The sequence below is a fragment of the Acinetobacter sp. LipI_15 genome (assembly GCF_058242865.1).
The window spans coordinates 2,072,894-2,087,550 of record NZ_JBZAYN010000001.1 but is presented as its reverse complement, the minus strand read 5'-3'; the positions used below and the strand labels follow the sequence as shown (position 1 = coordinate 2,087,550).

Annotated in this window: 15 protein-coding genes; 10 read left to right on the top strand and 5 right to left on the bottom strand. The window is 39.8% G+C overall.

Annotation, left to right across the window (positions count from 1 at the left end; genetic code table 11):
- Window positions 1–108: 108 nt before the first annotated feature.
- Window positions 109–639: a DJ-1/PfpI family protein gene (locus AC4CU0_RS10025; protein ID WP_490743056.1), complete on the bottom strand. Its 531-nt coding sequence runs from the start codon at window positions 637–639 to the stop codon at window positions 109–111.
- A 572-nt stretch (window positions 640–1,211) separates the two neighbouring features.
- On the opposite strand from AC4CU0_RS10025, the gene pheA reads away from it, so the two are divergent.
- From pheA to AC4CU0_RS10005, 4 genes are all read left to right on the top strand, one after another.
- Window positions 1,212–2,321, top strand: a complete 1,110-nt coding sequence (pheA, locus tag AC4CU0_RS10020) for a prephenate dehydratase (protein WP_180077541.1) — start codon at window positions 1,212–1,214, stop codon at window positions 2,319–2,321.
- Window positions 2,322–2,390: 69 nt separating this feature from the next.
- Entirely contained in the window at window positions 2,391–3,482 is a 1,092-nt protein-coding gene (hisC, locus tag AC4CU0_RS10015; protein WP_078189092.1) for a histidinol-phosphate transaminase, read from the top strand.
- Window positions 3,483–3,485: 3 nt separating this feature from the next.
- Window positions 3,486–5,735, top strand: coding sequence for a bifunctional prephenate dehydrogenase/3-phosphoshikimate 1-carboxyvinyltransferase (locus tag AC4CU0_RS10010; RefSeq protein ID WP_490743055.1), 2,250 nt, complete (start codon window positions 3,486–3,488; stop codon window positions 5,733–5,735).
- 112 nt (window positions 5,736–5,847) lie between these two features.
- The gene (locus AC4CU0_RS10005) at window positions 5,848–6,219 is read left to right on the top strand and encodes a hypothetical protein (RefSeq protein WP_249683196.1); all 372 of its coding nucleotides are present in this window, start codon (window positions 5,848–5,850) and stop codon (window positions 6,217–6,219) included.
- 84 nt (window positions 6,220–6,303) lie between these two features.
- On the opposite strand, the gene AC4CU0_RS10000 is transcribed toward AC4CU0_RS10005, so the two are convergent.
- Complete coding sequence (locus AC4CU0_RS10000; protein ID WP_180155134.1) at window positions 6,304–6,828, bottom strand: hypothetical protein; 525 nt, start codon at window positions 6,826–6,828, stop codon at window positions 6,304–6,306.
- A 285-nt stretch (window positions 6,829–7,113) separates the two neighbouring features.
- Window positions 7,114–7,740 carry an alpha/beta hydrolase gene (locus tag AC4CU0_RS09995; protein WP_111885325.1) on the bottom strand — a complete coding sequence of 209 codons (627 nt, stop codon included), beginning with the start codon at window positions 7,738–7,740 and terminating at the stop codon, window positions 7,114–7,116.
- Window positions 7,741–7,865: 125 nt separating this feature from the next.
- Between AC4CU0_RS09995 and yaaA the strand changes: the two genes are divergently transcribed.
- From yaaA to AC4CU0_RS09975, 4 genes are all read left to right on the top strand, one after another.
- Entirely contained in the window at window positions 7,866–8,636 is a 771-nt protein-coding gene (yaaA, locus tag AC4CU0_RS09990; protein ID WP_490743054.1) for a peroxide stress protein YaaA, read from the top strand.
- Between the two features lie 969 nt (window positions 8,637–9,605).
- Window positions 9,606–10,928, top strand: a complete 1,323-nt coding sequence (locus AC4CU0_RS09985) for an NCS2 family permease (protein ID WP_078189086.1) — start codon at window positions 9,606–9,608, stop codon at window positions 10,926–10,928.
- Window positions 10,929–10,994: 66 nt separating this feature from the next.
- Window positions 10,995–11,996, top strand: a complete 1,002-nt coding sequence (locus tag AC4CU0_RS09980) for an adenosine deaminase (protein ID WP_180113967.1) — start codon at window positions 10,995–10,997, stop codon at window positions 11,994–11,996.
- A gap of 56 nt (window positions 11,997–12,052) precedes the next feature.
- Complete coding sequence (locus AC4CU0_RS09975) at window positions 12,053–12,427, top strand: hypothetical protein (RefSeq protein ID WP_180074068.1); 375 nt, start codon at window positions 12,053–12,055, stop codon at window positions 12,425–12,427.
- A 50-nt stretch (window positions 12,428–12,477) separates the two neighbouring features.
- Here the strand turns inward: AC4CU0_RS09975 and AC4CU0_RS09970 are convergent, their stop codons facing one another.
- Window positions 12,478–13,035, bottom strand: coding sequence for a cytochrome b (locus AC4CU0_RS09970; protein ID WP_180042035.1), 558 nt, complete (start codon window positions 13,033–13,035; stop codon window positions 12,478–12,480).
- Window positions 13,036–13,247: 212 nt separating this feature from the next.
- Here AC4CU0_RS09970 and AC4CU0_RS09965 point away from each other — a divergent pair, with 212 nt between their 5' ends.
- A complete protein-coding gene (locus tag AC4CU0_RS09965) occupies window positions 13,248–13,637 on the top strand; it encodes a hypothetical protein (protein WP_078189082.1) in 390 nt (129 codons plus the stop codon).
- A gap of 93 nt (window positions 13,638–13,730) precedes the next feature.
- The gene (gene rnhB / locus AC4CU0_RS09960) at window positions 13,731–14,300 is read left to right on the top strand and encodes a ribonuclease HII (RefSeq protein ID WP_168379347.1); all 570 of its coding nucleotides are present in this window, start codon (window positions 13,731–13,733) and stop codon (window positions 14,298–14,300) included.
- Window positions 14,301–14,391: 91 nt separating this feature from the next.
- Here the strand turns inward: rnhB and csrA are convergent, their stop codons facing one another.
- Window positions 14,392–14,646 carry a carbon storage regulator CsrA gene (gene csrA / locus AC4CU0_RS09955; RefSeq protein WP_078189080.1) on the bottom strand — a complete coding sequence of 85 codons (255 nt, stop codon included), beginning with the start codon at window positions 14,644–14,646 and terminating at the stop codon, window positions 14,392–14,394.
- Window positions 14,647–14,657: the final 11 nt, after the last annotated feature.

The following is a 14,657-nucleotide window of genomic DNA, read 5'->3' as shown; positions in this document are numbered from 1 at the left end:
AGACTTCGCTTTTTTTTGACAATGTATTTTTATAGAGACGATGTATTTCTACAGATTTGCGTGTTTGAATTAGATTATGCGGTTGAGTGTAAGTGAATATATTGAGACCTATGATAATGACGGTTGCCCCAAAACTTGCAGACAGACTTCAATAAATTCAGGGGTATCTAAAGTACTGCGAGACGATATATACAGGTTATTATCATTCACGACCGATTGATCCGACACCACCACACCTGCGTTTAGTAAAGCAGATTTCAGCGTTTCAGATTGGGCGAAATGGCGACCTTGTATGACACCAGCTTCTAATAACAACTGTGGACCATGGCAACTGCTCAAGATCGGCTTTTGGCTATCTGCAAAATTACGTACAAAATAGATAAAACGGTCATCTAAAGCGAGTTTCTCTGGGGAATAACCGCCGGGAATAAACAAGGCATCAAAATCATTCACAGAGGCGTCGTCGATACTTCGGTCAATGGTGATCTGGGAACGGCGTTTAATGCCGTGAACGATTTTTCCAACCTGATCTTCGATATTGATAATGCTGTGCCGAGCGGCTCGAAATGCCTCTACAGGCTCAAGATACTCAATATCTTCAAAATCGTAGGTCACTAACACTGCAATTTTCTTGTGCATACTTGTACCTATGGGTCTGTTATTTTTTTTCTGATATTTAGACTACAAAGCAATGATAAAAATTACCTGTGTCTTTTGTAATAAATGCGTCAATGACTGTAAACACTAGATGAAAGTGCCTATTAAGTCACTGAAAAAACGATCAATGACCAAGTGTTTATACAGATCATCTTTAAGTTTCAAATTATTTCTATGCCATGAAAGCCAAGTTTTGAATTTTTTATTTTGCTGCAGGTATTGAGAGCAAAATTTAAAAATGAAATGACCAATGAAACAAATTGATTGATGGGCTTATACAAGGAGATGGATCTGATGCAAATTTGGAGGAAAAGAGAAGGTTTATTTATTGTGCTGCTCAAGATGAATGATCAATAAAGCCGTCAAAAGGTAAGATTTGCCTTAATTATGGCTTTACCTATCAGTTTGGCTGTTTTGGCTCTTAAGTTAAGCTGATGAAGCTTTAATCAACTGTATGTTTTTAAGGCTGAAACCATCAAAGTCGTATTGCGCAACATTTGAAAGCTAACTATTGTTATACTGTTTGCAAAATTTTTTTGAAGGGCGACATAGCAATGATCAACGATGATCAAAACACTCCGACTTCTCTGGACTTAGCTCAAATTCGTGAAGATATCGACTCTGTTGATATGCAGATTCAACAACTTATCAATCGTCGTGCGAAACTAGCTGAAGCTGTGGCAAAAGCAAAATTTGCTGCAGAAGAGAATCCATTGTTTTATCGTCCTGAACGTGAAGCGCAAGTTTTACGTAAAGTTATGGATCGTAACGAAGGCCCATTGTCTGATGTGACAATGGCACGTTTATTCCGTGAGATCATGTCGGCTTGTTTAGCCCTTGAAGCACCGCAAAGTATTGCGTTCTTAGGTCCAGTTGGGACATATACACATTCGGCGGTGTTGAAACACTTTGGTCAAGACGCTGTTGTTCGCCCTCTTCCAACGATTGATGAAGTATTCCGCGAAGTAGAAGCAGGCAGTGCGCACTATGGTCTTGTGCCTGTAGAGAACTCATCTGAAGGTGTAGTGAACCACACCCTAGATTGCTTCAAATCTTCACATCTGAATGTTATTGGTGAAGTTGAGCTGCGTATTCATCACCAGTTCCTAGTGTCTGAAAACACACGTAAAGACAGCATTAAACAAATTTATGCTCATCAACAAACTTTGGCGCAATGCCGTGGTTGGTTAGATGCTCATTATCCAGGTGTAGAACGTGTTGCACTCAGTTCAAATGCAGAAGCTGCACGCCGTATTCGCAATGAATGGCACTCAGCAGCAATTGCTTCTGAAGTCGCTGCGAACATTTACAACCTTGAAATTTTGCATAGCAATATTGAAGACAATCCTGAAAATACTACTCGTTTCTTGGTGATTGGTCGTGAGAAAGTACCGCAATCGGGCAATGATAAAACTTCATTGTTGATTTCTGCGCATGACCGTGCAGGGGCGTTGCTTGAAATTCTTGCACCATTTGCAAAACACAATATCAGTTTGACCAGTATTGAAACACGTCCTGCCTTGCCTGAAAAATGGGCCTATGTTTTCTTTGTTGACCTTGAAGGCCATGTAGAACAAGACAATGTCAAAGCAGCGATTGAAGAAATTCGTCCATTGGTTAAAGAAATTCGTGTATTGGGTTCATATCCGATTGCTGTTCTTTAAGATCACAACTGTGATCAATTCCATCACGAGTTGATCACCTTCATCATTTGAAAAAACTGGAAGTGTAAAATGACGTTTGTCCCAGCCAATGAAGGCATTGCAAAGCTAAAGCCTTACCAACCAGGTAAACCAATTAGTGAACTTGAGCGTGAGTTGGGTATTACAGATATCGTAAAACTCGCATCAAATGAAAACCCATTGGGTTGTTCTGACAAAGTGAAAGAAGCGGTTGCTGCTGAACTTGCAGAAATTGGTCGATATCCGGATGGTGGCGGTTTTATTTTGAAAGACCAAGTTGAAAAACAATTTGGTATTGCACATGACCGCATTACGTTGGGTAATGGTTCAAACGATCTTCTAGAAATTTTCGCTCGTGCTTTTGTTTCAGAGCAAGACTCTGTGGTGTATAGCCAACACGCATTTGCTGTGTATGGTCTGGTGACTCAAGCGATTAATGCTGAAGCGATTGAAGTGCCTGCAAAAGGTTTTTCACATGACCTAGATGCAATGGCTGCGGCAATTAAAGACAATACTAAATTGATTTTTATTGCGAACCCAAATAATCCAACAGGTACATGGTTTGAAGAAGCTGAATTTGAAGCGTTCATGCAAAAAGTACCTGCAAATGTGATCGTGGTTTTAGATGAAGCTTATGTGGAATATTTCCCAGAAAACTTCAACAGCTTAAAATTCTTAGATCAATACGCAAACTTAATCGTTAGCCGTACCATGTCAAAATGCTATGGCTTGGCTGCGCTACGTGTTGGTTTTGCTTTGGCTTCAGTTGAAGTGACGGATTTCCTCAATCGTATTCGTCAACCATTTAACGTGAACCATCTTGCGATGGTGGCTGCAGTTGCTGCACTTAAAGATGAAGCGTTTATTGAAAAATCACGCGTAGTGAACAAAGCGGGTATGGCTCAACTTGAGTCAGGCTTTGATGCTTTAGGTTTAGCGTATGTGCCTTCACGTGCCAACTTCATTTTAGTAAATGTAAAAGCAGATCCTGCACAGACTTTCAATGCTTTATTAAAAGAAGGTGTGATTGTTCGTCCAGTTGGTATCCCCGAGCATTTACGTGTATCAATTGGGACTGAAGCTGAAAATGCTAAATTCTTAGCGGCATTGGCTAAAGTTTTGGGCTTAGAGGCTAAAGCTTAAGTCATGTCTGTGCCACTATTTGAAAAAGTTGCTTTTATTGGGCTTGGGCTGATTGGCTCAAGCCTAGCTCGTGTCATGATTGCTGAAGATTTGGCTAAAGAAATTGTGGCGTCTACGCGTTCACAAAAAACTTTAGAAGATGCAAAAGCTTTAGGACTTATTCAGCAAGGTTATAGTGATCCTGCCGAAGCGGTCAAAGGTGCAGATCTCGTTGTCTTGGCTTTGCCTGTACGTGCGACACAAAAAGTCCTTGAAGCGATCAAGCCTTATCTATCCGAACAGACGATTATTACCGATGTTGGGAGTACCAAAGGCAATGTCGTTGATGCAGCGAAAGCAGTCTATGGTGAGCAATTACCTGCTGGTTTTGTACCGGGGCATCCGATTGCTGGGGCTGAACTGACAGGTGTGCATGCCGGTAAAGTAGATTTATTTGCTAATCACAAAGTGATTTTGACACCTTTACCTAGCAGTGCAGATTGGGCTGTAGAGAAACTGATTCAATTGTGGCAAGCTGCCAAAGCGGAAGTGATTTGCATGGATGTGGAAAAACACGACGAAGTGTTGGCCCATACCAGTCATCTTCCGCATTTGATGGCATTTAACTTGGTTGAGCAACTTGCGAACCGAGAAGACAATTTAGATATTTTCCGTTATGCCGCTGGCGGTTTTCGTGATTTTTCACGTATTGCTGCAAGCGACCCACATATGTGGCATGACATCTTTTTTGCCAATAAAAAGGCAATTTTAAATGCGGTAGATGGCTTTGAAAAACAATTGGCTATTCTTCGCAAACTGATTGAAGATGAAAACTCACAAGCGTTGATGGGACTGTTGGGGCATGCACAAGCGGCACGCCAACATTTCAATCACATGCTCGCAAAGAAACCACTGATGGAGAAAAATAAAGTGACGACACAGCAATTCAAAATTTTACCGGGTTCAAAGCAATTCCAAGGTAAATTTACTGTGCCAGGTGATAAATCTGTGTCACATCGCTCTATCATGTTTGGTGCTATTGCAGAAGGCACAACGCATGTCACTGGTTTCCTTGAAGGTGAAGATGCCTTGGCAACCCTCCAAGCATTCCGCGATATGGGGGTGAGTATTGAAGGCCCTAAAAACGGCGAAGTCACCATTCATGGTGTAGGCATGCATGGTTTAAAAGCACCTGCTGGCGCTTTGTATATGGGTAACTCAGGCACTTCAATGCGTTTGCTTTCAGGCATGTTGTCGGCACAAAAGTTTGATTCGGTGATGACGGGTGATGCGTCATTATCAAAACGTCCAATGGAACGTATTGCCAAACCATTACGTGAAATGGGTGCGCAAATTCAAACTACAGGTGAGCGTGGTACGCCGCCCGTGTCTATTTCCGGAAGTCAAAACCTGAAAGGTATTCATTACGACTTACCAATGGCATCTGCACAAGTAAAATCCGGTATTTTGTTGGCTGGTCTTTGGGCGGAAGGTGAAACTGTTGTCACTGAGCCGGAACCAACACGTGACCATTCAGAGCGTATGCTTCGTGCATTTGGTTATGACGTGAAAACAGAAGGCAACCGCATTTCACTTCAAGGTGGCGGCAAGTTAGTCGGTACAGACATTCAAGTACCCTCTGACATTTCATCTGCAGCATTCTTTATGGTGGGTGCAGCGATTACTGAAGGTTCAGATGTCACACTCGAAGCGGTTGGCATTAATCCAACACGTACAGGTGTGATCGAAATTTTAAAACAGATGGGTGCTGACCTGACTGTTGAAAATGAGCGTATCGCTGGTGGTGAGCCGATTGCAGATATTCGTATTCGTGGTTCACGCACGCTTAAAGGCATTCATATGCCAGAAGATCAAGTGCCATTGGCGATTGATGAATTTCCAGCACTGTTTATTGCAGCGGCATGTGCAGAAGGTCAAACCATTTTGACCGGTGCAGCTGAACTTCGAGTGAAAGAGTCGGATCGTATTCAAGTGATGGCAGATGGCCTAAAAATTATGGGTATTGACTGCACGCCTACTGATGACGGCATCATTATTGAAGGTCAAGGTAAAACGGGTGAGTGGGGTGCAATCTTCACAGGTGGTCAAATTGAGTCACATCATGACCACCGTATTGCAATGAGCTTCTCAATGGCAGGTTTACGTACTTCGGGTGAAATTAATATCGTGGGTACAGAAACCGTTGCGACCAGCTTCCCGACATTTACAGAGCTAGCCACTCAGGCCGGTTTAACGATTGCCGTAAGTGAATAAATAATTCACCAAAATTGTATATTTATTCAACAACAGCCAAGCAAATGCTTGGCTGTTTGGTTTTAATTGCTTATGCTAAAACCATACAACAAGAATGTCTTTGGATAGATACATGAGAAAACTACAATTCACCGCGCATAGCGAGTCAAATCGAGTTGAAAGCAGTGCTGATACGCAAACTCAGGTTGCTGAATTATTGGCAAATAAATTAGAGCGTTATGGCTTTCAAACGTTATCGCAAAGTGGTGATCAGATTGCAGTCAGTGTCGATCAACATGAATTGCCACTTTCAGTGACATGTCAGGGGCAGGATGAATCAGGTCGTCTAGTCTGTGAAATTACCTCTTATCCAGATGAAGACCAAGATTGGTTAGATCGTATTACTGAGCAAAGTCTATTGAACCAATTGGCTCAAGCGGTCGAAAACAGTTTAAAAGAAGAAGACTCGTATAGTGAGTTTCAATGGAAACAAATGACGAAATGAACTGAAAAATTGAATTAAAAATCATCTATAAAAAAGCAGCATAGTGCTGCTTTTTTATTTTTTAACGGAATGTATCGAACAACGTTATAGACATTCAATATTGATAGGATTAATAGTTCGATTGCTCTTTTTCACATAGTCACACATTTTTTCTGACTCTTGTTCATTGAGTCCCCAAAACACGATCACACCACGTTGATCAGTCAATTTGCTATCGCTTAAATAAATATAATGGGTGTCATGATAGTTTTTATCGAGCATATCTTTATATTTTTGATCGGTAAAAGATGAACAAGACGAAATATCTGCTTCTTTACATACCGAGTCACTCGAACAGCGTTGCTTAAAGGTTGAAATCATATTCATGGTGTCAGTACTGTTAAGTTGGGCTTCACACACTTGGCTGTTGGGAAAGTCATAGACCATCTTTAAGCTAAAATCACGACCATCGACATTCATCTTGTATGATGCAGTCAAATAGGCTTTGGGACCATCGTTCACAGCAACCGTAGACGCTGGCAAATTTGTCGTTGTGGATGGGGTTGAATTAAAATAATAAACCAAAGCTGCAATGCCTAGACTTAAAATCACAGCAACAATAAATTTCATTTTTCCCTCTAAATTTTATGTTCATTTTTCTGGGTATTATTTCTGCAGTCGGTCATATAAACAAGTAAATAATTGGTTTTTCGATAAAAAAATGTTGCGTAATAAAAATTAAACTAGCGACGAATTAGGTCATTACATGTTGAATAGGTAATGATGGCCAATGCACTAAAAAGATGGATAAATCGAAGTGCTGTAGGTGAATTTATCTGAAATATTGGTGGGGAATAGAGCGGTCACTAGACAAAAAAAAATGAGCCAGTTAAGCTGACTCATATTTGGTATTGTTTATACTAAAAAGCGTGAAATCGCAATACGAAGCTGTTTGAGATAACCCGTAAAGAAGTGGTTTGCACCTGGCAAAACCGTGATTAAATGGCGCTGTGGTTTGGCCCACTGAATCAAGTCAGATAACAGTGTGACATTATCTTCTTCACCATGAATAAATAAAATATCACCCTTAATATGCGGTGTCACATAGTGACGTACACCTGCAACTGTTGTGGTTGGTAAGCCGCATAAAATAGTCTGTACAGGCTGTAATTCTACAGGCAAAAGGGCATAGCATTTAGTCATGACATTTGCACCAAAACTAAAACCGCCTGCATAAAATGGCAGGTTCGGATGTTGGTTGCGAGCAAATTCAATGACTTGCATAGTGTCTTTAGTTTCACCATTGCCTTCGTCATGTATTCCTGCACTTTGGCCAGAGCCGCGGAAACTTGGGCGATAGACAACATAGCCACGTTCTAAGAACATTTGCGCTAAAAGCACAGGTACTTTGTGCTGTGGTGTGCCACCTTGCAATGGGTGAGGGTGTGTAACTACCGCGAATCCTTTCACTTCACCCTGTGGATAATCAACAAAAATTTCAAGCTGACCAACAGGCCCTTGAATGAACAGTTGTTCTGACATAATGACTAAAATGTGAAAGCGGGAGAGTCGCATAGTTTACAGATTATGTTTATCAAAAACACAGATTGGATTTGAAAATACTCTACTGTTATAGTTTGTTTAATTAAAAATTAATCAGGATGTTTATGCTCGCTTTAATTTCTCCAGCAAAAACTTTAGATTACGAAACCGCTTTACCGACTGAAAAATTCACTCAACCACGGCTATTAGATCATTCTGAAGAATTAATCTCAGTCGCACGTAAATTGTCGGTAAGTGAAATTTCAAGCTTGATGAGTGTCAGTGAGAAAATTGCGACTTTAAATGTTGAGCGCTTCCGAGATTGGCAGCCTGATTTTGATTTTGCCAATGCACGCCAAGCAATCTTTGCCTTTAAAGGTGATGTATATACCGGTTTAGATGCTTATAAACTTACAAACTCAGACCTTGAATATGCACAAACCCATTTGCGTATGCTCTCGGGTCTCTATGGTTTATTGCGTCCGCTTGATTTAATGATGCCATATCGTTTAGAGATGGGGACCAAGTTACAAAACTCACGTGGACATAACCTATACGAGTTTTGGGATAATACAATCACCAATCTCATCAATGACGATTTGGAAAAAGCCGGCTCTGAACTTTTGGTCAACATCGCTTCAGATGAATATTATAAGTCGGTCAAAGAATCAAAAATTAAAGCCGAAATCATCAAGCCAGTTTTTCTCGATCAAAAGAACGGCAAATATAAAGTCATCAGCTTCTATGCCAAAAAAGCACGTGGCCTAATGGCGCGATATTTGTTGGAAAATAAAATTGAACGTATTGAAGATATCAAGTCGTTTAATACCGATGGATATTATTTCGATGCTGAGAGTAGCTTAAAGGGCGAATTGGTCTTTAAGCGAGATGAGTAACAAGCTGCTTAAGTTCAAGATTCAAAATTTTGAATCTGTAAAAAATATGAATAGCCGCTGTTTTTAAGTCAGCGGCTTTTTTATCTTCTTCACTCGGGATATAACGGTGGGTCTGTGAAATTGATCGTGCTTTAAATTTCGTATATGAAATGATCTACAATTTGAGGCTTTTTGAGGAAAAGGATTTAAAAAAACATTCAGCGATTATCTTGTCTATCAGTCTAAAATATATTACAAAGTTAACATTGATCGAACAAATAGCTTATTAAATGACTTAATAAGATATAAAATTGTGAAATACGTCACTTTTTTGTTTAAGTTTTTTGTTATTATAGCCAAATATTTAAACATGAATAAAATTTTGTTATGAAAAAAATACTGATACCAATTTTTATACTTAGCATTGTGTTCTTAGGGTTTAGTGTTTATAAAAATGCAGAGTTAAAGCGACAGCAAGAAATTAATCAGGTGTTCAATGATGATTTGAACGCATCACCTTATATGCGCTAAAAAAAATCAATCTTGCTGCTTTTGAATTGAGCTCAAGCATGATCTTGAAGAGTTCGTCTAAATATTGATATTTTATTTTTACATATAATAATTTGAAACTTTATAAATAAAACAATGTCTTAAATTTACTAAATTGAAAAGCGATGAAAATGTGGAAACATTAAAAAATCAATGTGTTATAATTTGCCGAAATTAATTTGATCAGTATTTATTGATATTAAATACGAATTAAATGACATAAATAGAGGAGCTGCATAGGTTTATGCAGCTTTTTTGTTTGCAAATTTCAACATTTGTACTGTGTTGTATGCTGTTGAAAATAGGATTTTTTAAAGCCTACAATCTGCCGAATTGGCATATTCGTTGCTTAGGCATACACAAAATTAATGATGAATACATGACATGATTAATTTTGTGGAATGCTTATATGCATAAAGTTTACTTCATAGGGGCTAGGTCATGACGACTCCTAATCCATCTTCCGAGAACATGCTTGAACGTCTGTTTAAACTGAGCGAAAACAAAACCAGTTTCAAAACAGAAGTCATTGCAGGTGTAACTACTTTCTTGACAATGTGTTACATCATTATTGTCAATCCAATGATTTTGTCCGAAACGGGTATGGATCATGGCGCTGTTTTTGTCGCAACCTGTCTAGCAGCAGCCATTGGCTGTTTGGTGATGGGGCTTGTTGCTAACTATCCAATTGCCTTAGCACCCGGTATGGGCTTAAACGCTTACTTTACCTATTCTGTATGTTTGGGTATGGGCGTGGAATGGCAAACTGCTTTAGCAGCTGTTTTTGTCTCTGGCCTTGTTTTTATCGCTATCAGCATGTTCAAAATCCGTGAAGCGATTGTCAATGCGATTCCAATGTCGCTTAAACTGGCGATTGGCGGTGGTATTGGTTTGTTCCTTGCACTGGTTTCTTTGAAAAATGCCGGCATTATTGTTGATAACCCTGCAACATTGGTTAGTCTGGGTGATTTAAAACAGCCGTCTGTCTTGTTGGCTTTACTTGGCTTCTTGATGGTTGTGGTTATGCATCACTTCAAAGTACGTGGTGCAATCATCATCAGTATTTTGGTGATTACTGCAATTTCAACCCTGTTGGGCTTCAACGAATTTAAAGGTGTTGTAGGTGCTATTCCTTCAATCGCTCCAACATTCATGCAAATGAACTTTGAAGGTCTATTCACCGCAAGTTTGATTGGCGTGATCTTTGTATTCTTCTTGGTCGATTTATTTGATTCTACAGGTACATTGGTCGGTGTATCACACCGTGCAGGCTTATTAAAAGACGGTAAATTACCACGTTTGAAGAAAGCATTATTTGCTGACTCATCTGCAATTGTTGCGGGTGCGGCATTGGGTACGTCTTCGACTACGCCTTATATCGAATCATCAGCAGGTGTTGCTGCCGGTGGTCGTACAGGTTTAACTGCGGTTGTGGTTGCTGTATTGTTTATTTTGGCATTGTTCTTAGCACCACTTGCTCAGTCTGTACCGGGTTTTGCCACTGCGCCAGCATTGTTGTTTGTTGGTGTGTTGATGATTCAAGGTATCGTTCATATTGAGTGGGATGATATTACTGAAGCAGTCCCTGCATTTTTAACAATTGTGTTTATGCCGTTCACGTATTCAATTGCAGACGGTATTGCAATGGGCTTCATTAGCTATGCATTAGTTAAATTGCTTACAGGTAAAGCGAAAACTGTACCGTATATGGTCTGGATTATTGCTGTACTTTGGGCATTGAAATTTGCTGCATTTGGCGGTTAATACTGTCAAACAGCGAAAGGGTGTAAACTCAGTTTGCACCCTTTTTTATTTTTATGAGGATAAGAGATGGATCAACTTGAGCTGATTCGAGCTTTGCCAAAAGCAGAGCTACATGTGCATATTGAAGGGACATTTGAGCCTGAACTCATGTTTGCAATTGCCCAACGCAACAATATTGCAATCCCTTATCAATCAGTCGAAGAATTAAAAGAAGCGTATAACTTTCATAATTTACAGTCTTTTTTAGACATTTATTATGCAGGTGCAAATGTACTGATTCATGAGCAAGATTTTTATGATTTGGCATGGGCATATTTTGAAAAATGTGCAGAAGATCATGTGGTTCATACCGAAATGTTCTTCGACCCACAAACCCATACAGACCGTGGTGTTGCTTTTGAAACTGTCTTGAATGGTTTACAGCGTGCTTGTGATGATGCCAAAGCAAAACTTGGCATTAGCTCACATCTGATTATGTGCTTCTTGCGTCATTTATCTGAAGACGCAGCATTTGCAACATTAGAACAAGCTTTACCATATAAAGATCAAATTATTGGTGTTGGTTTAGATTCGAGTGAAGTGGGTCATCCACCATCAAAATTCGAACGTGTTTTTGCAAAAGCCCGTGAAGCAGGTTTTCTTATCGTTGCGCATGCAGGGGAAGAAGGTCCAGCAGAATACGTATGGGAAGCCTTGGATTTGCTGAAAGTAAATCGTGTTGACCATGGTGTACGTTCAGAAGAAGATCCTGCTTTGATGCAGCGTTTAATTGCAGAAAAAATGCCATTAACCGTTTGCCCGCTAAGCAATTTAAAGCTCTGCGTGGTCAATGATATGGCTGAGCATAATATTCGCCGTCTATTGCAACAAGGTGTGCATGTCACTGTGAATTCAGATGATCCATCGTACTTTGGTGGTTATATGAATGATAACTTCATTGCGATCACCAAAGCACTTGATCTAAGCAACGCAGAGTTAAAGCAATTGGCAATTAACTCTTTTGAAGCATCATTTATTTCAGATGCTGAAAAACAAGCTTGGATTAAAAAGATTGAAGCGTTGAATTAATAATCAGCGTATAATCTCAGGCAGTGAATATTCACTGCCTTTTTTATGTTTAAATCATGCTTTTCTCTCATTCAAATCGCTCTATATTTGCCTCATCGATTACATTTTTAGCCTCAGTATTGATTTCATCCGCTGCTATTGCAGATAAATCAAGTTTAAGTCAGCGTATGCTAAAGCCCGTGATTGAATATCAATGCTCGCAAGAATTAAATACTTCTAAAATTTGGAAAGGTGCTGCGTTGTTTATGAGTGCTCAACAGAAAAAAGACAATCAAGCTGCGATTTGTCAGTGCGTGAGTGAACATGCCATGGATGATATCGGTGCGAAAGATCTGATGACTGCTGCTGTGAATGAAACTGAAAAGAATAAACTGATTTCTAAAGCGGTTTTGAATAGTATGCGCGGCTGTGCTCAGCAAGTGCTGAATTAAAAGATAATGCTTAAAAAAAGCCACATGATGTGGCTTTTATTTTGTCTTTATTAGGGTTTTGGTTGTCGTGTCATACTTTTGAGCACATGGTCTTTATCAATAAAATGATGTTTCAACGCTGCCAAAATATGACCCACTAAGAGCAAGCCTGCTGCCCAAGAAATCCAAATATGTAGAGGTTTCACGATGGCTAATAATTCAGGATTATCTTGTACCAAGCGTGGTATTTCAAACAAATACAAGACAGGGGCCGGGTGACCTGCGCTCCAACTAAATAAGCAACCTGTAATCGGTAAAGCTAGTAGTACAAAATACAGTGCTAAATGACCCAAATGTGCCAAGGTTTTCATGCCGGATGACATGCTGTCAGGTAAATCTGGAGCGGGGTGGGTATAGCGCCAAAAGATTCGTATCACCACCAAAAAAATAATCGTAGTCGCAATATTTTTATGGAGGGTAATGACTTGTCCTTTAAAGCTGCCATCGACGTCATAACTGAGAAAATTGCCACTATAAAAGCCAATTAACCATGCCACGATGAATATGATCGCCATCAGCCAATGTAAGACCTGAGCTGTTCGAGTGTAGTATTGTGTGTTATTGCTCATGTTGATTATTTAAGCGTCCAATCTTATGCAGATTCTAATACAGACCACAAAAATATGCGTCGTTTAAAATCGGTACACAGTGTTGTGAATATGCAACACAGGCTTTGATGATTAACTACACAGTTACCGAATTTATTTTAAATAGTCATATCAGATGGTGTGTGATTTGGGGCACAATATGCGCGTTAATTAACAGAACAAAGGATATATTCGTGAAAAAATTAGTTGCTGTTCTAGCGCCATTAGCGCTTGTTCTTTCTGCATGTGCTGCGACTGGTACAACTGGTACAAGTACCTCTACAGGTACAACTTCAGCAAACAGCTTGGCAATGATGGCTGTTAAAGTGGGTGTTCAAGCGAAATGCGTGACTGAGCTAAATAACAACAGTTACTGGAAAACAGGTTCAAAATTATTAACAGAAACTCAAAAATCTGAACTACAAACTGAAGTGTGTTCATGTGTAGGCGAGAAAGCGACAACTAGCGTGACTGCAACGGATTTGGTTGTAGCAGCAATGGATAAAACTTCACAAGCAAATCTTGCGGCTAAAATCGTGACAAATACTTTAAATGCTTGCGTGATCGAAACATTTAAAAACTAAGATTTAGAACAATTTATACGACCCAGACAATGGTTTTGCTGAGTATCAGTAAATCCAAATTAAGGGTCGTATTTTATTTTGAGTGAGAGATATATGAAAATTGCTGGTGCAGATGAAGCGGGTCGCGGTCCATTGGTGGGTTCGGTTGTTGCGGCAGCTGTCATTTTAGATCCAAATAACCCGATTGAAGGTTTAAACGATTCTAAAAAACTCACTGAAAAAAAACGTGAAAAGTTATTTATTGAGATTCAAGAAAAAGCCTTGGCTTGGGCGATTGCTGAAAGTTCTGCACAAGAAATTGATGAGATCAATATTTTGCAAGCATCATTACTTGCAATGCGTCGTGCAGTGGAAAAACTCAATGTACAGCCAGAACACGTGTTGGTCGATGGTAATAAAGTCCCAACCGGTTTAGCAATGAGCTGTGATGCAATCGTGGGCGGTGATGCGATTCATCCAGAGATTTCGGCTGCGAGTATTTTGGCAAAAGTGACTCGAGACCACGAAATGGTTGAACTGGATGCAAAATATCCACAGTATGGTTTTGCGAAACACAAGGGCTATCCAACCAAAGCGCACTTCGAAGCGATTGCACAGTATGGGGTGATTGATGAACATCGCCGCAGTTTTGGCCCCGTACGTAAAGTTCTAGAAGGGCAGTAATTAAGCTCAGTTGAACTTATATAGTAAACGCATGTTCTAGATAAATTTAAAGCGGCCTAATGAGCCGCTTTATCATTTAACAACTTAAATCTTAGCGATTATAGTTGTTTTGTGAATAATCAGTTTCTTCAAAAGATGGCTGATATTCTTGATCAATGTTTTGGAGATGTTCGTGCATTGCGCGTTCATGTTGAATTCGTTGGTAAATTTCTTCACGATGAACAGATACTTCTTTTGGAGCATTCACGCCAATACGAACCTGATTACCTTTAACACCAAGTACAGTCACGCTAACTTGGTCTCCAATCATTAATGTTTCTCCGACACGACGAGTCAGAATCAGCATGTTTCTCTCCT

What these genes read in the sequence shown, in the direction of transcription:
- AC4CU0_RS09975 (WP_180074068.1), top strand. Translation starts at nt 12,053, where the DNA reads ATGCTTTTCTCTCATTCAAATCGCTCTATATTTGCCTCATCGATTACA.
- AC4CU0_RS10005 (WP_249683196.1), top strand. Translation starts at nt 5,848, where the DNA reads ATGAGAAAACTACAATTCACCGCGCATAGCGAGTCAAATCGAGTTGAA.
- AC4CU0_RS09970 (WP_180042035.1), bottom strand. Translation starts at nt 13,035, where the DNA reads ATGAGCAATAACACACAATACTACACTCGAACAGCTCAGGTCTTACAT.
- yaaA (WP_490743054.1), top strand. Translation starts at nt 7,866, where the DNA reads ATGCTCGCTTTAATTTCTCCAGCAAAAACTTTAGATTACGAAACCGCT.
- rnhB (WP_168379347.1), top strand. Translation starts at nt 13,731, where the DNA reads ATGAAAATTGCTGGTGCAGATGAAGCGGGTCGCGGTCCATTGGTGGGT.
- hisC (WP_078189092.1), top strand. Translation starts at nt 2,391, where the DNA reads ATGACGTTTGTCCCAGCCAATGAAGGCATTGCAAAGCTAAAGCCTTAC.
- AC4CU0_RS10000 (WP_180155134.1), bottom strand. Translation starts at nt 6,828, where the DNA reads ATGAAATTTATTGTTGCTGTGATTTTAAGTCTAGGCATTGCAGCTTTG.
- AC4CU0_RS09985 (WP_078189086.1), top strand. Translation starts at nt 9,606, where the DNA reads ATGACGACTCCTAATCCATCTTCCGAGAACATGCTTGAACGTCTGTTT.
- AC4CU0_RS09995 (WP_111885325.1), bottom strand. Translation starts at nt 7,740, where the DNA reads ATGTCAGAACAACTGTTCATTCAAGGGCCTGTTGGTCAGCTTGAAATT.
- pheA (WP_180077541.1), top strand. Translation starts at nt 1,212, where the DNA reads ATGATCAACGATGATCAAAACACTCCGACTTCTCTGGACTTAGCTCAA.
- AC4CU0_RS09980 (WP_180113967.1), top strand. Translation starts at nt 10,995, where the DNA reads ATGGATCAACTTGAGCTGATTCGAGCTTTGCCAAAAGCAGAGCTACAT.
- AC4CU0_RS10010 (WP_490743055.1), top strand. Translation starts at nt 3,486, where the DNA reads ATGTCTGTGCCACTATTTGAAAAAGTTGCTTTTATTGGGCTTGGGCTG.
- AC4CU0_RS10025 (WP_490743056.1), bottom strand. Translation starts at nt 639, where the DNA reads ATGCACAAGAAAATTGCAGTGTTAGTGACCTACGATTTTGAAGATATT.
- csrA (WP_078189080.1), bottom strand. Translation starts at nt 14,646, where the DNA reads ATGCTGATTCTGACTCGTCGTGTCGGAGAAACATTAATGATTGGAGAC.